Consider the following 20,461-nt stretch of genomic DNA (forward strand, 5'->3'; position numbering starts at 1 on the left):
GGGGGTCAGACTATGTTAGACATTATTATGAAAGACATCTTAGGAACACCGTCCATTCTCGTTGGTTTGTTTGCGCTTGTTGGTTTACTTCTTCAGCGCAAGCAAACCGCGGACGTTGTGTCCGGTACGTTAAAAACCGTTATGGGCTTTATCATTATCGGAGCGGGAGCAACCGTATTAACGGGATCGCTTGATATTTTCAGCAATATGTTTGATAAAGCTTTTAACGTGGCAGGCGTTATTCCAAATAACGAAGCGATTGTCGCGGCTGCTCAAAGTAAATTCGGCACATCCACCGCTTTAATTATGGTGTTTGGGATGATTGCCAATATTCTATTAGCAAAGTTCACTCGTTTCAAATATATTTTCTTAACCGGACATCACACGCTGTTCATGGCTTGCTTAATTGCAGCCACATTATCGATTGGTGGACTTCAAGGAGTTCCACTCGTGCTGATTGGATCCATACTTTTAGGTTTATGTATGGTATTATTCCCAGCTATCCTTCAGCCGTACGTGCGTCAAATTACGGGAAGTGACGATTTTGCCATCGGACACTTTGGAACAATCGGTTACTTCGTATCGGCGAAAGTCGGAAAATTAGTCGGGAACAAAGAAAGAACAACGGAACAAATCAAAGTCCCTCAATCTTTAGGTTTTTTGCGAGATACGTCCGTTGCGGTTTCGCTGACGATGACGATTTTCTTCTTAGTTGTAGCACTGTTTGCCGGACAAGAGTACATTGAGTCTACTTTATCCGCCGGATCAAACTTTATTGTGTTTTCATTCATTCAAGCTATTACGTTTGCAGCAGGTGTGTACATCATTTTAGCCGGAGTTCGCATGCTGATTGCTGAAATCGTTCCGGCGTTTAAAGGGATTGCGGATAAGGTTGCGCCTGACACGAAGCCAGCGCTTGACTGTCCAACGGTCTTTCCATTCGCACCAAATGCAGTGATCATTGGGTTTTTATTCAGTTTTATTGCAGGGTTATTATCCATGTTCTTCTTACCTCTACTAGGTTTAAAAGTCATCGTACCAGGTCTCGTGCCGCACTTTTTCACAGGTGCAGCAGCCGGTGTATTCGGGAATGCAACGGGTGGTCGTAGAGGGGCGATGGCAGGAGCGTTCTGTAACGGTTTAATCATCAGCTTCATTCCAGCTCTTCTATTAGTATTTATGGGAGACGTTGGATTTGAAGGAACAACCTTTGGTGACTCTGACTTTGGTGTCGTTGGAATCCTGATTTTAATGATTATGAAACTATTGGGATTATCTTAACTAAAAAAAGGTGCAAAAAGAGATTCTCTTTTTGCACCTTTTTTTTATTATTTTTAGAAATGGAATACCTTTATATGCTGGTTTGGGAATATGAAGTGTCTTCTTTTAAGATTAAAAAGTTGTTGACTTGGATGTGATTGTTAAAAATAGAAAATTAATGGTTAAAAGTTAGAGAAACCTACCGATATAAAGAACTGTGGATAAATGATGGGTATTTTTTCATGATTCTTTTTACTTATTTTATATTTAAAAAAGGAGGTTATGCGTATGGCATTTTGTAAAGAATGCGGAACAAACCAACAAGAAGGAGCGCAGTTTTGTCAAAACTGTGGAGAACCGTTTGAGCAACAGTTAGCTCAGCCCACAGAGCAAACGGTAACCACAAATTCACGACATACACAAAAGTCACCAATGACGAAAAAGAAAAAGGCGTTAATTATCTCAGTTAGTGCTGCTATCGTAGTATTATTCGGTGGATATCAGTACGGAAAAGCAGCCACTGATAAAGATAAAATAATTGATCGCTTTGAAACGGCTCTTATTGAACAAGATGAAAAAGAGGTTGCTAGTTTTCTAACATCTACAGATCCAAGTTTGAAGATTGGAGAAAAGGATGTCAAAGGCTTTGTAAGCTACTTTAAGAAAAACCCTGATGAACGAAAAGACGTTATTAAGTTTTTAAAGAGACAGTCAGCATCAATGGATGGCTCAGCTGTGAGCGTATTAGGTAATGAGCTAGAAGATAGTTCTATTAGGCTAAATAAAGGTGGTAAAACAGCTCTTATCTTTGATAAGTATTCAGTTCAAGTGGACCCTGTATATGTCGACATTAGCACTAATTACAAAAATACGGAATTATACATAAATGGTAAAAAGATTGATACGGCAACATCGGATGATTTTAAAGACACATACGGTCCTTATTTGCCTGGTACTTATAAAATTGAAGGTAAATTAAAAGCTGATTTTGTGGACTTAGTAGCTAAAGAAAACGTAGAGCTTACTAATACAGTGGATACAGAAAACGTTAACCTTTCATTAGACGGCTCGGATGTTACGGTGTATACCGGAATTGAAGATGCAGAGATTTCGTCTAACGTATTGATTGATGGAAAAGACGTTGGCGTAGATTTAGCAAAAAAAGATACGTTTGGTCCAGTGCTAACAGAAGGTTCTATGAAGCTACAAGTAAAAGCTAAGCTTCCTTGGGGAGAAGCTACGACTGCTAATCACGCAATTGATGGGTCAGAAGTGTACGTGAACTTTGGCACCGATAAAAAAACACAAGATGCGCTGATTGATACGATTGTGAGTTCAACAAAAGGGTGGTTAAGTGCATACACGGCTCAAGACCCAAGTAAAGCTGTAAATGTAACCGCAAATCACTTAGCAGATTTAAAAGAAAACATTAGCTATGATCAAGATATTAGTCGTCTGTATAAAAACAAGTATATTGGCACGACGTTTAATTTAGATGATATGGATATTCGATATGAAGATGGAGACTGGACAGCTACCGTATATGGGCTTCAAGAATACGAAGAGGCTTATTACTACCAAGGTGACATTCCAGAAATGAGCAAGCAAAATACCTTTATGGAATACACGCTAATTTATGATGAAAAACAAGAAAAGTGGTTAGTTCATAACGCTTCTAGCACATACGGTGAGTTATCGAAAAAAGTGAAAGAAGTCATGGAAGATAAGCCAAAAACGTATCAAACAAGCGCTAGCTCATCATCAAAGAAAGATAGTGAAACAAGCGAAGAAGTAGAGACAGCAGAGACTGTGAATGAAAGTTCGGAAGACGAAAGTGAAGAAGGGCAAGCAAACTATTCATCTGACGAAATTGGTTCGTTTATGGCCAACTACATGGACGCAACAATTTCTTCTATTAATAACGAAGATTTCTCTATCGCATCACCTTATATTGACCCCAATGGTCCAAAGTATAAAGAACAAAAAGATTACACAGCGTATCTAAATGAAAAAGGAATTACGGAAGAGCTACATACGTTTGATGTGAAAAACGTAAAAGATCTAGGAGACGGTCTATACGAAGTCTCTACATATGAAGAGTATACAATTTCATATGCTGATGGAACTAGTAAACAAGCAAACTTCAATACGGTTCATCAAGTAAAAGATAGTGACGGAGAACTAGGTGTTTACAAGCTTGTTAAAACAACTGAAACAAATTAAAAGTAGCATAACATCTAGAGGGAGGATTTTATAAATGCAATGTTTGAACTGTGGTCATCACAACGATGGCGGAAAATTTTGCGTAAAGTGTGGAAAAAAATTAGAAGCAGTGGCTGCTCAGCAAGTAGCAGCAGGAGTAGAGGCTGTGCCAACTCAGCAGCCAGCTCAACAACAACCGAATCAACATGTAGAAAACGCAAAGAAAATTTCAAAGCTGTACATCGGTTACTTTATGCAAGGCTTAAAAAACCCAACTGCAACGGCTCAAGGAGTACATGGAGAACAGTTTATTAATGGTCTTATTACAATGATTCTTTTTGCTATTAGTATTCCTTTAACAGTATTTTTTGGATGGAATGCAATTATTGAAAAAACTGCGTTAATTGCGAATGAAAAGTTCTCAGGTGGATTTGAAAGTCATGTTATTAAATCAAAAGTAAGCGATGTTATTCGACCTGAATTTGTCGATTTATTTTTCACCAATGCTTTATTCTGTATCTTATGGGTTGGAATTATAGGGGGAGCAGTATTTGTAGCAATAAAATTAGGTAAAGTAAACGTGACATTCCAGGATGTATTTGCTCGCTTTGGTACGTTCTTAATCATCCCAGCTTTATTGTTAATTATTAGTGTTGTACTAGCAATCTTAAAAATTGATCTGTTTCTTTATGTATTTGCTTTAGGGGTTTTAGGTATTTTCTTTGCTATTTCTTTAGCTATTGCTAGCTTTACTAAAGGTCAAACATCGGGGATGGATGGTATATATGGTACGGTCATTGCTTTTGTTGTGACATTAGTGCTTTTCATTCTATTGTCTCAAAGTATCAGTGACATCATTATGCCTGAAGTAACTGACGTGTTAAATAGGTCATTTTGGTAAATCATGATGAAAGAAGGAGCGTCGTATTGAAACGATGCTCCTTCTTCTAACTAAAAGGAGAGTTAGATATGAATTATTGCAAAAACTGTGGTCATAAAATCAGCGAAGAACAACAATTCTGCCCGGAGTGTGGTAAACAAGTCGAGGCTGAATCTATCCCACCCATGGTGGAAAACGAAGCTCCCCAACCAGCATTAAAAGGGATGAGCCGAAAAACGAAGATGCTAACCATCTCAGCAGCTGCTATAGCCGCATTAACATTTGGAGCTTACTATATGGTTAATAAAACAATGACATCTCCAAGTGCCGTAGTCGATAACTTTATAGAAGCTGTGCAGAAGCAAGATGTAAAAACTGTGAAAAAAATTGTCAATGAAGGTCAGATTGAGCTAAAAGCAAATGAAAAACAAGTTCAGCAGTTTCTTACCTATGTAAAAGACAATCCTCAAGTACTTGCATCCATGTCAGATGAGTTAAAAGAAGAAGTAAGCCTTTATGAAACGCAAGGAAACACGGTTCAAACAGACGAAGTAAACTCATCATATGCTCAGCTAAAACTAGACGGCAAGAAGTGGGTCTTATTCGATCATTACACGATTCGTGTTCAGCCTGCTTATGCGGAAGTCACGTCTAACTTGGAAAAAGCAGAAGTTTACATTGACAATCAAAAAGTAGGTACCATTAAAGATGCAGATGAATCTCAAACAGTAGGTCCATTTTTACCTGGAGAACATGAAATGAAATTGTCTACAAAAGGTGATTATGGAACCGTTGAAATGAAACAAACGATTGAGTCAACGGATAGCGATGAAGCAATAAGTGCTGACTTTGATTGGGGAGATCATTACGTTTCGTTATACTCTGATTACTTTGATGGAACTGTATTCGTAAACGGTAAGAGTACAGGTAAAACGGTTGAAGAGCTTGGATACATTGGTCCGGTTAATTTAGATGGATCAGTAGAAGTACATGCAGAACGAAAATTTGGTTCGAAAACGAAGAAAACACCAGCTATTACTCTTGAAGGTGACATTGTGGAAGCAGAACTTTATTTTAGCATGAGTGATGATTTCGACGACGTAAGTACGGAAGTTGATGCCTCTGACTCTATCGACGAAGAGACAGGTATTGAAGATGCCGTTCGTTCTCACTACAATTATATTACATCGGATAGCTTTGCATCAGCACATGACCTGTTCTCATCAAGCCGAAAGTCAAAAGTAGATTTAAGCGACTGGAAAAAAGGGCTACAAGCAAATATCTCGGATAATGTAACGAACATTGAAGTTCTTGATGTAGATGGAAATGAAGCGAGAGCTTACGTTGAAATGACATCTTATGATGATAATAATGACGGAACACACCTTGTACAAGAGTGGGAAGGGTATTGGAGCCTTGTGAAGGAAGACGGAGAATGGAAGTTAGATAGCGCTGATCTTGAAAAGGTAGATTCGAGGGTAGAGTAATAATGAAAAAAAAGTACACAGCATTTTTTCTACTTATACTTATTATCGCTGCAGGTGTATTTCTAGCCTTCAGCTTTTCCAATGAAAAAGCTAAACCAGTAGTACAAAATGAAATAGATCATAAAATAAAGAAAGCAAGTTCAGAAGCTATTTCTAAAGAAACATTTAATGAACAAAGTGAAATTGAACAACTTGTAGCTGATATGACCATAGACGAAAAGATTGGTCAGATGATGGTCGTTGGGTTCCAAAGCAGTGAATTGGATGAGCATGCGAAAAAAATGATTGAAGATTACCATGTTGGAGGGATTATTTTATTTGACCGCAACATGGACAATCCAAAGCAGGTTGCTACGCTCAACCAAAATCTACAGAAACTTGCTCTAGAGCAAGAGCATCAAATTCCGCTAATTATTAGTGTGGACCAAGAAGGTGGTCAAATTGTGCGCATGAAGGAAAAGGTATCTCCTATTCCTTCGCAGCAAGAGCTTGGCAAGCAAAGTGACGAAATTAAAGTATATGAATCTGCTTATCATAACGCACAAGAACTCAACGCAATGGGGTTCAACGTGAATTTCGCCCCAGTCTTAGATTTGTCTGAAACCGATACAAGATCTTTTGGTACAGATCCACAAAAAGCAGCGGTATTTAGCAAACAAGTGATAAAAGGATTTCATGATGGAAATATAACGGGAGCACTTAAGCATTTTCCAGGCCATGGACGAACGACAGTTGACCCGCATGTGGAAACTTCAGCTGTAAAAGTCAGTTCTGAAGAGCTTGAAAACCAAGACATCTATCCATTTGCAAATATGATTGATACCGTGGATTATAATCAATTCTTTGTGATGGTTACCCATGTAAAGTACCCAGCTTATGATAAAGAAAACCCAGCGAGCGTTTCACCCATTATTATTAATGATTTGCTAAGGGAGAAGCTTGGCTATCAAGGACTTGTTGTGACCGATGATTTAGAAATGGGCGCTGTAAACAAATACTTTACGTATGGAGATTTAGGTGCAAAAGCCGTCGGAGCAGGCGTAGATTTACTGCTTGTGTGTCATACGTTTGAAAATCAAGAAAAAGTGTTTCGAGGAATCAAAAATGCAGTTGAGGCTGGTCAAATTTCCGAGGAGCGATTAGATGAAGCAGTTAAGCGAATTTTGAGTTATAAACAACAGGCAATGAATCGAGAAATCGCAAACCCACAAAAAGCAGAGCGGCTTGTTGGGAAGTAACGAAAGAAGAAGTCAGGCCAAATTCGGCCTGACTTCATTTTTTTCTCACAACTTTATGCTATATATGTAAGTACAAAAGAGAGAAAGGGAGAAGGGGTAGGGAAGAAAAAGTGAAGGCTAGTGAAGATTCGAAGAAGTCGATGTATAAAACAATTTGGCGGTGGCATTTTTATGCGGGGATTTTGATTGCGCCGTTTCTTGTTGTGTTAGCGATTACGGGCAGCATTTATTTGTTTAAACCGCAAATTGAACAGTCTTTATACGATGAATATTATACGGTAGAAGCACAGGGTGAGAAGGTGACAGCAGCGCAACAAATTGAAGCTGTAGAAGATAAATATCCAAATACGCTGACAACAAAGTTCCGTCCTGGAGAAAGTGGTACGCGCTCAAGCGAAGTTTGGATTTCAACAGATGAAGGAACGAAAACAGTGTTTGTTAACCCCTACGATAGCTCGATTATCGGGGAGCTTGACGCAAACAACCGAATTATGGACAAGATTGAAGAGCTGCACGGAGAGCTAATGGCAGGGACTGTTGGCGACCGGATTGTGGAGCTTGTTTCTTGCTGGGCGATTGTTCTTCTTGTGACGGGATTATTTTTGTGGTTTCCACGTAAGAAGAAAAAGACGCTTGGAGGTACAATTATTCCGCGTTTTCATAAAGGAAAATATACGCTGCGCCGAGATCTTCATGCAGTACCCGGATTTTGGATCGCAGGCGGCATGTTTTTCTTAATTATGACCGGGTTACCGTGGTCAGGTTTTTGGGGTACAAACTTTCAAATTTTAGCTACAAACTCAGGGGACGGTTATCCCCCTTCGGTTTGGGTAGGTAACGCTCCGGCTTCTGATGTGAAGACAAAAGAAATTGCCGACGTGCCGTGGGCTGCTGAGAATTTAGATGTTCCGCTTTCAAACGTCAATGGACTCATTTCGGTTTCTGTCGATGAAGTGATTGAAACAGCGGATCGAGAAGGCTTGTATCCTGGCTATACGATCATCATTCCAAGCACGCCAAATGGAGTTTATACGATTTCATCTTTTCCACCAAAGGCACAGGATGAAGTAACGATGCATATTGATCAATATTCAGGTGCTGTATTAGCTGACTATCGCTATGACAACTACGGCTGGCTTGGAAAAGCAATTGCGCTTGGAATTACGCTTCATAAAGGAACACAGTTTGGAATTGTCAATCAGCTCATTAGCGCACTTATTTGCTTAGGCATTGTCCTACTTGTCGTAAGCGGGTTTTATTTGTGGCTGAAGCGAAAGCCTAAAAGAGAAATGGGGGCACCAAAGGCACCAAGTATTCGTACCATGGAAGCTTTCTTGATAATCATGATTGCGCTTGGCATCATCTTTCCGCTCGTTGGAGTATCTCTTATTGTGATTTGGCTTGTAGATGTATTGCTTATTCGAAATATACCGACGCTCAAAGCGTTTTTAAACGCCTAAGGGAGGAGCAGAAACTCAATGAAAAAATTAATTCTTGCGCTCATCATAAGTACAAGTGTGTTAAGTGCATGTTCCCTAAAAGACGATGCGGCTTCTTTATATAAGGTGGAAGAACCTCTTGCAGCAACAATCTATCTGCCTGAGAATATGCAGCCAAACAAGACGCAAACCATTCACGTATCGTTTACCCAAAATGGTCAAGAAGTAGACGAGGTGGACATGCTTCATGTTCAAATTCAAAAGCAAGATGAAACAAAAGCAGATCATAATGTAGAGGTTAAGCGCCTTAATGATGGTGCGTATGAAGTGAAGAGCATATTTACAGAAAGCGGCCTCTATCTCATTACAGTTCATGCTGAACATAATGACTCGACGATTATGCCAACGAAACAGTTTGCTGTCGGAGAGCTCTCTAAAAAAGATCTGGATTCTCTTCAGGGAGATCAACCAGAGCCTTCAGGTAATCATGAGCACCATCATTAAAACAAAGTCCTATGAACAAGAGAGTTCATAGGACTTTTTGCGAAAAAACCCTTCGTTTAATTGTCTAAAAGTCTGTATAATAGGAAAAAAGGTTTACTTACTGTAAATAGAGCGGTATTTAATGAATGGATAACAACCGGAGCAACATTAGCAATATTAGCGACCAGCGTGAAAAAGAAGAAGATTTCGTGCTCATGGAATCATTTTTAGAACACACGGCCGATACGATTATCATTTCTGCGGCAGACGAAATCGTAGTGCGCGTAAATGAAGCGTTTGAAGATATGTTTGGCTTTGACCGCAACGAAGTGATGGGAATAAAGCATTCTGAGCTTCCGGTTATTCCAAAGAACATCACGTATCAATTTGAAAAGATGATGGTGAAAATTAAAGCGGGAGAATCGGTTACAATTAATGAAGGAATTCGAATTACAAAAGAAGGAAAAGTAATTCCCGTTTCTATTAACTATTCACCGATTCGTAACCATCGCGGGCAAGTTGTGGCGTATTCGTCGATATATCGTGACATCACGCCTTTAAAAGAGTTAGAAATTGCTATCGAAAAGCGAAAAAAAGTATAGATCCTGGATTACTCACTATAATAGCGGAGTATGTATCGTGGATCTAAATGGCAATCTAGTCAAAGTAAACGAAGCGCTAGAAAAAATGACGGGCTATTCATCTCAACAACTAAAAGAGATACCTTATGACGAGCTTATTGAACGATTTAGTATTGTATTTCATACCAATGTCAACATCAATATATTTAATGCTGAGGCGCATCGAGGTGAAATTACGCTGCGTAATAAGCACGGTGAAAGGCTATACGTAACGTCCACGATTGTTCCAATCATCGTGGACGAAGTCGTTACCGGTGCATTTGTAATTTTGCACAACCACACGAAGGAAACAGAGGCTAGGCTGCTTTTGACGAAAACGATGAAGGATTTAGAAAATATGAAGTATGCGCTAGACGAGTCAGCTATCGTCGTTTCGATAGATAAAGAAGGATACGTGACGTACGTAAATGATATGTTCATAGAAGTGTCCGACTATTCTAAAGGTGAAGCGATTGGTGCACATTATGGAGATGTTGGACTTAATACAGAGCATGAAGAACTTCTTCATACGATTCGAGAAGGAAGCGTATGGCGAGGTGAAGTCGCGAATCGAAATAAAAATGGTCAAATTTACTAGGGATATAAAACCGTGGTTCCATTGAAAAACATTGAAGGTGACATTGTGGAGTATATTTCTGTGCATACGGATATTACTGAGCGTAAGCGTATGGAAAAACAGCTTGAGTTTGAAGCGTTCCACGATGGACTAACGAGGCTTCCGAATCGCGAAATGCTGTATCAAAATCTAAACAAAACCATTAGCAAAGGAACATCAGGGCTTGTGTTGCTTTTTTTAGATTGTGATAACTTCAAGCAAATCAATGATACGTATGGACATCAAGTAGGCGCTGAATTTTTGGTTCAATACGCCCAGCTCTTACAGAGGACGATACAAGATCTTTTGGTACAGATCCACAAAAAGAAAAGCAGCTTGTTGGCTAAGCAAAATAATGAGAGTCAGGTGAATTTTCCACTTGGCTTCTCATTATTTTATAGTTTCATGGCATATATTAATTCAACAAAAATATGTACTTTATATAAGTCATGAGAAAAAAGCGTGAAATTTTTTGAAATCCTAAGCCAAACCTCAACCTCAACCTTTAACATCATCATTAAGGGGCTCCTGTAAATCTATACGTTTATAGGTTATAAAAAGTATTTGAAATCCTGCTAAGTTAATATCAAATGTCCTTTTTTAAGCTGTATAGGCATTCATCTTGGTATAAAGAGAATGATATTTATTCGACAGATAACCATGTACTACTATATAGTATGATAGTTCAAAAGATGTGTTTTTCTATCTGATGTGTGCGAAAGAGGCTAAAAAATGGAATAGACAATAGTGAAAATTCCGCCTCAGCTCAGTTGGGGTTTTTTTATGTCTAAAGATATTATTAACAGGTTTTAAGTTGGGCAGCAGAGGGGGATTCTGTAATTATGAACAGTATCGTTATCAAGAACAAAACTGTAAAAGACGCTATAAATTTAGGTCTAGATTTACTTCAAGTATCAGAGAGTGAAGTGGATATTGAAGTTGTTCAGCCAGAATCTAATCAGTTTTTTGGTGTTCACCGTAAGAAAGCGGTGGTTAAGTTAACAAAAATCAGTAAAGAAGCTATAAAAAAATCTAGCGTAGATGATTTAATGAAGGACTTGTTAAAATCAAGGCCAATTCAAGAAGTAAACAAAGCTAAAGAGCAAGAGCCTATTATAAAAGAAGAAGAGATAGCAGAGGCTTGGGTAAAAAACGGTCAGCTTTATTGTAAATCAACACTTGCAAAGTTTCCTACGATTAAAAAGGGGCCAGGTATTTCTGTTTACTGTAACAACCACTTAATTAAAAGCGACATTATAATTGGTTTACCGGAAGATACATATGAGATTAAGGTTGCACAAGAGCAACACGAAACGAAGTGGCATATTGAAGTAAGTGAAAATCAACTTGAAGCGATATTACATGTTACACCTGGCTATCAAACAGAAAACGTGCTAGCAGATAAAAAACCCGCTTCTATGATAGAACTTAGCGTGATAGAGCGGAAAGTGACGAAAAATTCCCTGACGTATGGTCAAGTTATTGCTGAGCTTACTCGTCTTCAAATTAGAACAGGTATTAATTATCATGAAATTAGTGCAGCGGTTGCGACCAATGTGGCAGGTCAATTTGTTATTGCAAAAGGTACGCCGCCAATTGAAGGTAAAAACGGTTGGATCGAAATTAAGGTGAATATACATCCAGTAAAACAATTAAAAGAAGATAATGGAAAAATCAATCATCGAGAAAGTCAATTCGTTCCGTCAGTAGAAGCAGGAAGTATTATTGCTGTGGTTCATTCTCCAATACCAGGACTTTCAGGATTGAGCGTACGCAATACGCCTATTCAACCTAAACCTAAGTATCCAATCATATTAAAAGAAGGTAAGGGTATTTCATTATTTGGAGACAATGTTGTAGCTATTAAATCGGGGCGTCCCTATATTGAAAAGAGAGGTCAGTTAGTGTATGTAGATATGCTACCAAAAATGACTCATTCAGGAAATGTTAACTTAGAGTCTGGCAATCTTCACTTTAAAGGTGATATTGAAGTGCTTGGTGAAGTAGCTGAGAATATGACTGTAGAAGCAGCTGGGGATGTGTTGCTTCGAGGAATTACTACGCAAGCAACCGTTACGTCAGGAGGGGCTATAATTGCCAATAGCAGTGTGATTGGTTGTACTCTTTCAGCTGGTCAAGGAAATTTAGTTATTGCTGAGTTAGGACCAATTGTTAAAAAGCTTGATGAAGACCTTGCAAGCATTTTACTGTTAGTGTACCAGTTGATTGAATCACCAGCGTTTAAAACGAGTGACTTTGTGAAAAAAGGGCTGCAACCTCTTCTCAGCCTGTTAACAGAAAGTCGCTTTCAATATTTTAAAAAGCTAGCCAAGCAGTATATTGAAAAGCTTCAAGAAGGGGAAGGATATATTCAGTGTGAGGAATGGAAAGAAGTGGGTTCATATTTGAAAAGAATTATTTTAACATTAACGCCTCAACCTGTTTATCTAGACCACCTATTAAATTTATCTCACCTCTTGAAGGAATGTATAGAGCTTAGTAAAAAAACGGTTGAACCCAATGCAAATATTCATCTTAGAAACGTACTCAGTAGTAAAGTATATTGTAATGGAAATGTGCTCGTATCAAATGGAGGCTGTACTAATACTTTTATTCATGCAGGTGGTTATGTGAAAGTTAATGGAAGTTTAAGAGGTGGAGAGGTTTATGGTAATCAAGGCGTGTATGTTAAAGAATCAGGGGGAGAAAGTAGTGTAAAAACAACGATTGCCGTTGCAGCAAATGAGGAAATTAAAATTGGATTGGCAAAACCAGGAACTGTTTTAAAATTTGGCCACGTAACATATCGATTGTATGAAGAAAAACGCAACTTGGTAGCGAAATTAGATGAACATAACATGGTTGTATTTGAATAAAAGAGACGTATACCAATGGGAAATTACTTACTCATCGAAAATGATTAAAAGCTAAATGTAATTTTAAAAGGTGATCTATATTCATAGGTAACTAGGCTTATGAAATAAGAGCTCACAGAACAGTTAGTTTATAATGATAAATTGAAAATTAGCTTTCAACATGCTTCGATAATAGACAGTTCCGAAATCAACTTCTCGATAGAAATTGTATGAAAACTTCGTAATAAAGGAGTAGCGGTGACGATTTCTCACGCTTACCCAGATATAATGGCTGTATTTTATTTGATTGAAATTTCTTAATTACTAGGAGAAAAGACCTTCGTACAATCGTTCGGAAGGTTGTATAATGGGTAAAAGGGTTTATTGGTTTGGAGAGGAGGTATATAAAGAAACAAGGAGTAATCTTATCAGCTCCACTTCAAACAAATTAAGCTCTGTCTTGCTATTTTTACACTCTTATATAAAACATAGGAACTTAGAACAGCAAAATGATACTACCTGAACGATAACTGGAGGAACATTATGTATAATGAAGAATCCTTTCGATTTTTCTTTGATAATATGAAGGAACTTGTGTTTTTAATGGAAGTAAAGGAAGATGAGTTTTACTATAAAAATATGAATCAATCAGCCATGAATATTTATGGTGAAACGCTGATTGGTCAGCCGCTCGAAAATCTTAAAAATGCAACGTTGTATGAGTACATCTTATATTATTATAACCTTGTAAAAGAAACAAACAAACCGATTAGATATCGAGATGTAAGTATCTTTAACTCAAGTAAAGAAGCCTACGAAACAGCTTTGACACCAATATGGGACGAGTATAGTACAAAAATGTATATATTAGCTATTACCACTAATATCAGTGATCAGCGTGAGAAAGAAGAAGATTTTGCGTTAATGGAATCATTTCTAGAAAACACTGCGGATACTATTATTATCTCTGCAGCAGACGATACAGTTTTACGCGTCAATCAATCGTTTGAAGAAATGTTTGGATTTAAGCGAGCAGATGTTGTTGGAATAAAGCGATCTGAGTTGCCGATTATCCCTAAGGATTATGCACCCGAAACGAAAGGTATTCTCACAAAAATTAAGGCTGGTGAGTCCGTTACAGTTAGCGAAACAGTTCGCTTAACCAAAAGTGGACGGGTGATTCCAGTGTCTATTAGCTATTCACCAATTTGTAATCAGCGTGGACAAGTAGTTGCTTATTCTTCCATTTATCGAGACATTACGTTACTAAAAAAACTAGAAGCAGAGGTGGAAAAGCGGAAAGAGCACTATAAGTCACTATTTACACATCACAATAATGGTGTTTGTATAGTCGATTTACAAGGGAATTTATTAAAAGTAAACGAAGCGCTAGAGGAGATAACTGGATATTCTTCTGATGAATTAAAAAACATGTCTTATTCGATGCTTGTAGAGAAAATGGATGTAAGGTTTTACACAGCTATCAATTGGAACATCTTTGACGGAGAAACTCATCGTGGTAAAATTACGCTGCGTAACAAACAAGATGAAAAGCTATATGTGACGTTTACAGTTGTTCCTATTATTGTAGATGAAAAAGTAACCGGTGTATTCATTATTTTACATGATCATACGAAGGAAACAGAAGCTAATCTATTGTTAGATAAAGCGTTGAAAGACTTAGAAAATATGAAGCATGCGTTAGATGAATCAGCTATTGTTGTATCGATAGATAAAGATGGGATTGTGACGTATGTAAATGATATGTTTTTAGAAATGTCTCACTACTCAAAAGACGAAGCGGTAGGCGCGCACTACAGTGATGTAGGATTAAATACAGGAAATGAAGACATGCTCCATACAGTTCGACAAGGAAACGTATGGCGTGGAGAAGTTTCTAACCGAGATAAATATGGAAATATTTATTGGGTCTATAAAACGGTGGTACCGCTAAAAAATATTGAAGATGAAATCATTGAGTACATTTCGGTTCATACTGACATCACTGAGCGCAAGCTGATGGAAGAACAGCTGGAGTTTGAAGCGTTTCATGACAGCTTAACAGGACTGCCGAACCGTGAAATGCTTTACCAAAACTTAAATAACTTGATAGAAAAAGGAACATCAGGGCTTGTGTTGCTTTTTTTAGATTGTGATAACTTCAAGCAAATCAATGATACGTATGGACATCAAGTAGGTGATGAATTTTTGGTTCAATACGCTCAGCTCTTACAGAGGACGATACGAAGTACAGACGATATTTATCGACTTGGTGGAGACGAATTCATCATTGTACTGCAAGATACAAGCACAGCAGCAGAAGAACATGTGCATCAGCTAATCCAACGAATTCAAGAAAACCTTCAAGGACTTTGGCAGGTAGGCGGTCATGAGTTTGAAGCCACGACGACAATTGGCGTCGCTATTTATCCAACGGACGGTACGACGGTAGAAGAGCTTATTGAATGTGCTGATATTGCTCTATACGAAGGAAAGCGCGCGGGCAAAAACAACGTTACGATATATGATGATCAACAGCTAGAAGAGGAAACTGAGAAGCAAGAAGCCTAAGAGCTTCTTGCTTTTTTTTAGGCTAATGCTGTCGAATGAGATGAACGTGTCAAGTTTTATATCTTTATAGGAGCTTTTGTAGAAAGCATTTCCCTTTTCTGTTAAAACCTTCATAATGAATTTAAACAACTAAATAAACGGAAAAAAACGGTGAAGGGAGAAAGGAAGATGAAGGAAAAGAATGAGTTAACGTTAGAGGATTTTATTACAGAGGATCAATTTGATTTAGAGATATATTTAGACTATCTTTTAAAGCAGTCGCGCTATCAGCCACCGGTTGAATCAGTAGGTTGAAAGGGACAGGTTATTAAAAAAGCAGATGAGTAGTAAAGAAAATGGTGAAAAATAGTTATCTACGTTATCATTAGTCTGAATATTTAAAATAAAAGTAGTTTGGTAAAAGAGGCGTTCATTATGACAACTACGTATATCGTTATCTCAGCAGTGAAACAGGAGGGAACGTCTGCCTAAACGTGTGCGTTCCCTTATTATGAAAGGGGAACAAATGGATGAAGTCGGCTATCACCCAAACAATGAAAGAGCACAAGAGCTCTACGCATCGCTTGGGTTTACGGATGAAGGAAACCGCTTTGGAAGAGAGATGGCGGTTGTAAAATATATGGAAAGTTAGAAATTAAAAGAGGAGTTGGGTACCCGCCCAGCTCCTTTGCTATTGTTACACATAAATTGAATCAGAAGATTAAACATAAGAAAAAGAGTTTGGGACATAACAAAATGATGGCTTCTAAAAGACGAACACTAGCTGTTCCCATCTCTTTGGTTTGTCTCAACTCGTTCGTTCCATTGCGCTACGGTCACTCGCTTTCCGCGGGGAGGAACCTGAGCTTCCTCGCTGCGCTTTGGGATCTCAGTTTTCCCTCTCTTTCCCGCAGGAGTCGAGTGTCCTACGCTCCATTCCACCCTGTTTCCAACATTGTTTTCACAATCAACCAAAAAACCTGAACGATTAAAAGTTATGAACTCTCAATCGTTCAGGTATAGTAGAGGCTGAACTACTTATGTCTCAGTCTCTTTCTACAGCATAATCGCCGCTAATATAATGAGTCCAAGCGTAACGGCGTTAATACTCATTTTAAATTTGTCGCCTTTTTTAATAGCTAAGAACAGTTCAAATGCGATAATAATTGCCAGGATGACTAGCGCAATCCATAGCGGTAAGTTAAAGAAATAAACGCTTAAAATAATGACGGCGTAAATAATGCTTAAAAACATGCTTTTCTTTGCTTCAGTCATAAGAAAGCTCCTTAGTGGTTATGTATAATAGATATTCCTATTAAAAAATTTACCACCTTTAGAGGGATTATTCAAATTTCTAGAAGAATGTTTAGCTTTCTCCGATGTGCTTTGCCCCGTAATATTTAGGTGCCCAATAGCTATCTGCCTTCATATTTGTCACCGTTACGCCTTTTGATGGTGTGACGTGAACAACATAGTCATTGCCGATATAAATAGCCGGGTTTAAAGTAGAGGCTTTAAAAAACACGATGTCACCAGGTTGAAGATTATTTTTCTCAACCGGTGTACCGACGTTCCACTGGTTTGATCCGTAGCGAGGTAAGTCAACGTTTAAAGCTTCTTTATATACATACTGTACAAATCCACCTGTATCAAAGCCATCAGGAGTTGTCCCACCGCTTAAATAAGGCACTTCTCCGATATATTTCGTAGCGGTGGATACAACGGGGCCTTCTTTCGGTAAAGATAACCCTTCAAAGCGTCGGACTCCCGCAAACTTAGACGTCCAATAGCTGTTTGACACGTAGTCAATCGCGACGTTTTCACTGCGTTTAGCGTGAATAAATTGACCTCCTCCAATGTAAATTCCAACGTGTGAGATACCTTCCCGGTACGTATCTTGGAAGAAAATCACGTCTCCAACCTGCATATCTTCTTTTGCAATTTCAGTTCCTACTTTCCACTGCTGGTCAGTTGAGCGTGGAAGATAAATATCTTTAGCTTGCTCAAATACATACTGAACAAAACTTGAGCAATCAACGCCTTCTTCAATTGAATCACTGCCAAATACGTAAGGTGTGCCAATGAGTTTAAGTGCCTCTGCAACTAACGGATCTTCTTTTGCGATTTCAGGTGAAGACGTAATACGTTTTGCGGTCACAAATTTAGGTGACCAAAACGAGCTGTTTGCAAAATTTTGTTGAATTACTTTTCCTTTAGAAGGGGAAGGGTAAATCATATCGCCATTGCCTACATAAATCCCTACGCTTGTCACGCTTCCATCTTCTTTTGAGCTAAAGAATACTAAATCACCAGGTGCAATTTCTTCACGAGAAATGGTTTCACCAAGCTGTGATTGCTCTATTAATGTACGTGGAAGTTTAACGTTAATGGCTTGCTTCCAAACATACTGTACGAGGCCTGAACTATCAAACCCTTCTTCAAGGGATTCTCCGCCTGTTGTGTGAGGGGCACCCAGCATTTCTTTCGCTTTTTGCGTAAGTAGTGCCGATGCTGTTTCAGTTGCCTCTACGTGCTCTGGTGATGATGAAAGTGAAGAAAACGGCGTAGCTAAAAGGCCAACGCTAAGTGTTGCAATTAGTAACGGTTTGTATGGTTTCATTTTGACTATCTCCTTATCATTCTAAATATCTATATTTCTTATCGGAAGAGAATTTAAAAGGATAATAAACTTATCTAATTCTGTGTATAAAATAAGATAAAAGAACTAGTTACCTGAAAAATAAAAAGAAGGTGGGACATAACAAAACAAATTTCCAAAAAGACGAACACGCCCTTTTCTCACTTCTTTACGTTGGCAGAACACGTTCGTTCCATTGCGCTACGGCCACTCGTTTTCCTTCTCTTTCCCGCAGGAGTCGAGTGTCCTACGCTCCTGTTTCCAAACTAGTTTTTCCCAATCAGCAAAAAACCTGAACGATTAAAAGTCAGGAACTCTCAACTGTTCAGGTTTATCATTTGCTGGATTACTTATGTCTCAGCCTCTTTTTTCAGACTTTGAATCGTTGAATTGATTCTTGGAGTTCCTGTGCAAGACTTGCTAGAGCAGTAGAGGAAGCTGTTATTTCTTCCATCGAAGCAAGCTGCTCTTCCGTTGCAGCAGCTGCATTTTGTGTACTGCTTGCTGCTTCTTCGGCGACACCGTTTACTTCAAAAACAGCTTGCGTTACTTGAGCGGTACCAATCGATAGTTCTTCTACCGTTGCGGTCACTTCTTTAATTTGAGCCGCTAAATCCGTTACCGTCTTGTTAATTGTTGCAAACGACGTACCGGCTTTTGTTGTTACGTCCATTCCTTCTTTTACTTCTGCCAAAGCGGAGTCAATTGACTCTGTAGTTTGCTTCGTTTCATTCTGGATAAGCGTAACAAGCGCTGCAATTTGCTCGGCTGATTGAGCCGACTGTTCAGCCAATTTACGCACTTCAGCGGCAACAACTGCAAATCCTTTCCCGTGCTCACCAGCACGAGCAGCTTCAATTGCTGCATTTAGCGCCAGGAGATTTGTCTGGCCCGCAATATTTGTAATCACTTCGTTAATACGCTCAATTTCGTTTGAGCGCTCCGCTAAGCTTTGAAACACGGTTGATAAGCCAATGACCGTATCGTTAATAGAGTTCATTTGTGTATTAACCGTTTGAATGGCTGTGCTACCTTCTGCAGATAAATGAGATGCTTCTTTAGCTGTTGTAGCTGCTTTGTCGATATGGTCATATACAACGCTTGAGGACATTGCCATATTCTCAATAACTGCCATTGACTTTTCAACAGAGTCGGCTTGTTGCGTTGCACCATCAGCTAATTCTTGCATCACGCTTGAAATATGCTGACTTGCCGCCGTGCTTTGCTGAGCGCTGGCGCTAAGCTGCTGTGAAGAGGCTGCGACCTGCTCAGACGTCATATTGGTAGTTTGAATGACGCGTCGAGTATTCTGAATTAAATCTGTGAACGCATTTGTCAAAACTCCAATTTCATCCTTTGATTTGTAAGTGCTTTTGACAGTGAAATCACCGTCAGCTGCTTGTAAGGCTAACGTGCGCAGTTCTCGAATTGGTTGTGCAATTAAGCGACCAATAAAGGTGCCAATAGTTATTAATAAAAGAAGCGCCACACCTGCTACAATCATTGTTAAATTTGTTGCTTCTTTAGCATCTTGTTGGTTTTGTTTATAGATAACTTCGGCTTGCTGTGTATTTAATTCTTGAAGCGTTGCCAAATAGCGATTCGCAAAACTACGAACAGGGGCGACTTCACTTGTATATAACTCATATGCTTCGTCCTTTTTATTTGTGGTTGCTAACTCAATTGTCTGATTGCGTAAGTCTCGCAATTCATCAAGCTTATCTTCATAGGATGCTAGTGCTTTTTCTTGCTCTGGTAACATCTTAATTTTTTTGAGTTTTTCTAAGTTTTTGTCCTGTGTACGAAGGATACTAGTAATCTGAGTGTTCAGCTCTCCGTTACGTCTTGGTTCCTTTGTAATCATCATTTCTAAAACAAACGTATCTAGCGCGCGGTTGTTGGTCTGAATCTGTTGAACAAGGCTGTTTGGAATTAATTGTTCCGTATACATAATCTCAGATCCACGAGCAGTGAATTGGGTGGATAGGTAGCCAATCGTTCCAACAATGATGAGAGAAATAGAGGCTATGGTAAGTAAAATGAAAAATTTCAATGAAAGCTTTAAATTACGAAGAATATTCATCCGTTTTCTCCTTTGAAAATAAAATTAAATGCATATTGTAGCTACTACATATATCGGACTATTTGCCTAAAAATTTAGAGTCATAAAAAATTGTCTGGATAAATAAAAAA

Annotated in this window: 16 protein-coding genes and 1 pseudogene; 14 read left to right on the plus strand and 3 right to left on the minus strand. The window is 38.6% G+C overall.

From position 1 onward, the window contains the following. Nucleotides 1-12 precede the first annotated feature (12 nt). From LZP85_RS03885 to LZP85_RS03945, 14 genes and pseudogenes are all read left to right on the plus strand, one after another. The gene (locus tag LZP85_RS03885; RefSeq protein WP_206782247.1) at nucleotides 13-1,281 is read left to right on the plus strand and encodes a PTS ascorbate transporter subunit IIC; all 1,269 of its coding nucleotides are present in this window, start codon (nucleotides 13-15) and stop codon (nucleotides 1,279-1,281) included. A gap of 267 nt (nucleotides 1,282-1,548) precedes the next feature. Continuing rightward, nucleotides 1,549-3,483, plus strand: coding sequence for a zinc ribbon domain-containing protein (locus tag LZP85_RS03890; protein WP_119544185.1), 1,935 nt, complete (start codon nucleotides 1,549-1,551; stop codon nucleotides 3,481-3,483). A 34-nt stretch (nucleotides 3,484-3,517) separates the two neighbouring features. After that, on the plus strand, nucleotides 3,518-4,363 hold the full coding sequence (locus LZP85_RS03895) for a DUF6574 domain-containing protein (protein WP_226639532.1): 846 nt from the start codon (nucleotides 3,518-3,520) through the stop codon (nucleotides 4,361-4,363). Nucleotides 4,364-4,431: 68 nt separating this feature from the next. Beyond that, nucleotides 4,432-5,829 carry a zinc ribbon domain-containing protein gene (locus LZP85_RS03900; protein ID WP_119544183.1) on the plus strand — a complete coding sequence of 466 codons (1,398 nt, stop codon included), beginning with the start codon at nucleotides 4,432-4,434 and terminating at the stop codon, nucleotides 5,827-5,829. 2 nt (nucleotides 5,830-5,831) lie between these two features. Beyond that, nucleotides 5,832-7,067, plus strand: coding sequence for a beta-N-acetylhexosaminidase (nagZ, locus tag LZP85_RS03905; RefSeq protein WP_206782244.1), 1,236 nt, complete (start codon nucleotides 5,832-5,834; stop codon nucleotides 7,065-7,067). A gap of 140 nt (nucleotides 7,068-7,207) precedes the next feature. Further along, nucleotides 7,208-8,527, plus strand: a complete 1,320-nt coding sequence (locus LZP85_RS03910; RefSeq protein WP_206782334.1) for a PepSY-associated TM helix domain-containing protein — start codon at nucleotides 7,208-7,210, stop codon at nucleotides 8,525-8,527. An 18-nt stretch (nucleotides 8,528-8,545) separates the two neighbouring features. Then, nucleotides 8,546-9,010 (plus strand): FixH family protein, encoded by a 465-nt coding sequence (locus LZP85_RS03915; protein WP_206782243.1) that lies wholly within the window; start codon nucleotides 8,546-8,548, stop codon nucleotides 9,008-9,010. Between the two features lie 125 nt (nucleotides 9,011-9,135). Further along, nucleotides 9,136-9,591, plus strand: coding sequence for a PAS domain-containing protein (locus tag LZP85_RS03920; protein WP_206782242.1), 456 nt, complete (start codon nucleotides 9,136-9,138; stop codon nucleotides 9,589-9,591). Then, a complete protein-coding gene (locus LZP85_RS03925; RefSeq protein WP_206782241.1) occupies nucleotides 9,563-10,207 on the plus strand; it encodes a PAS domain-containing protein in 645 nt (214 codons plus the stop codon). Before LZP85_RS03920 ends, LZP85_RS03925 begins: the two co-directional genes overlap by 29 nt. A gap of 12 nt (nucleotides 10,208-10,219) precedes the next feature. Then, on the plus strand, nucleotides 10,220-10,678 hold the full coding sequence (locus LZP85_RS03930; RefSeq protein ID WP_234561995.1) for a GGDEF domain-containing protein: 459 nt from the start codon (nucleotides 10,220-10,222) through the stop codon (nucleotides 10,676-10,678). A 389-nt stretch (nucleotides 10,679-11,067) separates the two neighbouring features. Further along, a complete protein-coding gene (locus tag LZP85_RS03935; RefSeq protein ID WP_206833246.1) occupies nucleotides 11,068-13,101 on the plus strand; it encodes a FapA family protein in 2,034 nt (677 codons plus the stop codon). Between the two features lie 522 nt (nucleotides 13,102-13,623). Continuing rightward, nucleotides 13,624-15,651 carry a sensor domain-containing protein gene (locus tag LZP85_RS03940; protein WP_206782238.1) on the plus strand — a complete coding sequence of 676 codons (2,028 nt, stop codon included), beginning with the start codon at nucleotides 13,624-13,626 and terminating at the stop codon, nucleotides 15,649-15,651. Nucleotides 15,652-15,819: 168 nt separating this feature from the next. Next, on the plus strand, nucleotides 15,820-15,945 hold the full coding sequence (locus tag LZP85_RS20720; RefSeq protein WP_257788889.1) for a hypothetical protein: 126 nt from the start codon (nucleotides 15,820-15,822) through the stop codon (nucleotides 15,943-15,945). A 220-nt stretch (nucleotides 15,946-16,165) separates the two neighbouring features. Beyond that, nucleotides 16,166-16,282 (plus strand): annotated as a pseudogene (locus tag LZP85_RS03945) (GNAT family N-acetyltransferase); the annotation flags it as partial. A 404-nt stretch (nucleotides 16,283-16,686) separates the two neighbouring features. On the opposite strand, the gene LZP85_RS03950 reads toward LZP85_RS03945, so the two are convergent. The 3 genes from LZP85_RS03950 to LZP85_RS03960 form a co-directional block, all read right to left on the minus strand. After that, nucleotides 16,687-16,905: a hypothetical protein gene (locus LZP85_RS03950; RefSeq protein WP_025911774.1), complete on the minus strand. Its 219-nt coding sequence runs from the start codon at nucleotides 16,903-16,905 to the stop codon at nucleotides 16,687-16,689. A 91-nt stretch (nucleotides 16,906-16,996) separates the two neighbouring features. Continuing rightward, complete coding sequence (locus tag LZP85_RS03955) at nucleotides 16,997-18,250, minus strand: C40 family peptidase (RefSeq protein WP_206782237.1); 1,254 nt, start codon at nucleotides 18,248-18,250, stop codon at nucleotides 16,997-16,999. Nucleotides 18,251-18,638: 388 nt separating this feature from the next. Next, nucleotides 18,639-20,351: a methyl-accepting chemotaxis protein gene (locus LZP85_RS03960; RefSeq protein ID WP_119543985.1), complete on the minus strand. Its 1,713-nt coding sequence runs from the start codon at nucleotides 20,349-20,351 to the stop codon at nucleotides 18,639-18,641. Nucleotides 20,352-20,461 lie beyond the last annotated feature (110 nt).

Origin of the sequence: Priestia flexa, assembly GCF_021441905.1 — a bacterium.
Classification (GTDB): Bacteria; Bacillota; Bacilli; order Bacillales; family Bacillaceae_H; genus Priestia; species Priestia flexa.

Excerpts from the sequence above, each read along its gene's own strand:
- LZP85_RS03885 (WP_206782247.1), top strand. The coding sequence starts at position 13 with ATGTTAGACATTATTATGAAAGACATCTTAGGAACACCGTCCATTCTC.
- LZP85_RS03890 (WP_119544185.1), top strand. The coding sequence starts at position 1,549 with ATGGCATTTTGTAAAGAATGCGGAACAAACCAACAAGAAGGAGCGCAG.
- LZP85_RS03895 (WP_226639532.1), top strand. The coding sequence starts at position 3,518 with ATGCAATGTTTGAACTGTGGTCATCACAACGATGGCGGAAAATTTTGC.
- LZP85_RS03900 (WP_119544183.1), top strand. The coding sequence starts at position 4,432 with ATGAATTATTGCAAAAACTGTGGTCATAAAATCAGCGAAGAACAACAA.
- nagZ (WP_206782244.1), top strand. The coding sequence starts at position 5,832 with ATGAAAAAAAAGTACACAGCATTTTTTCTACTTATACTTATTATCGCT.
- LZP85_RS03910 (WP_206782334.1), top strand. The coding sequence starts at position 7,208 with ATGTATAAAACAATTTGGCGGTGGCATTTTTATGCGGGGATTTTGATT.
- LZP85_RS03915 (WP_206782243.1), top strand. The coding sequence starts at position 8,546 with ATGAAAAAATTAATTCTTGCGCTCATCATAAGTACAAGTGTGTTAAGT.
- LZP85_RS03920 (WP_206782242.1), top strand. The coding sequence starts at position 9,136 with ATGGATAACAACCGGAGCAACATTAGCAATATTAGCGACCAGCGTGAA.
- LZP85_RS03935 (WP_206833246.1), top strand. The coding sequence starts at position 11,068 with ATGAACAGTATCGTTATCAAGAACAAAACTGTAAAAGACGCTATAAAT.
- LZP85_RS03940 (WP_206782238.1), top strand. The coding sequence starts at position 13,624 with ATGTATAATGAAGAATCCTTTCGATTTTTCTTTGATAATATGAAGGAA.
- LZP85_RS20720 (WP_257788889.1), top strand. The coding sequence starts at position 15,820 with ATGAAGGAAAAGAATGAGTTAACGTTAGAGGATTTTATTACAGAGGAT.
- LZP85_RS03950 (WP_025911774.1), bottom strand. The coding sequence starts at position 16,905 with ATGACTGAAGCAAAGAAAAGCATGTTTTTAAGCATTATTTACGCCGTC.
- LZP85_RS03955 (WP_206782237.1), bottom strand. The coding sequence starts at position 18,250 with ATGAAACCATACAAACCGTTACTAATTGCAACACTTAGCGTTGGCCTT.
- LZP85_RS03960 (WP_119543985.1), bottom strand. The coding sequence starts at position 20,351 with ATGAATATTCTTCGTAATTTAAAGCTTTCATTGAAATTTTTCATTTTA.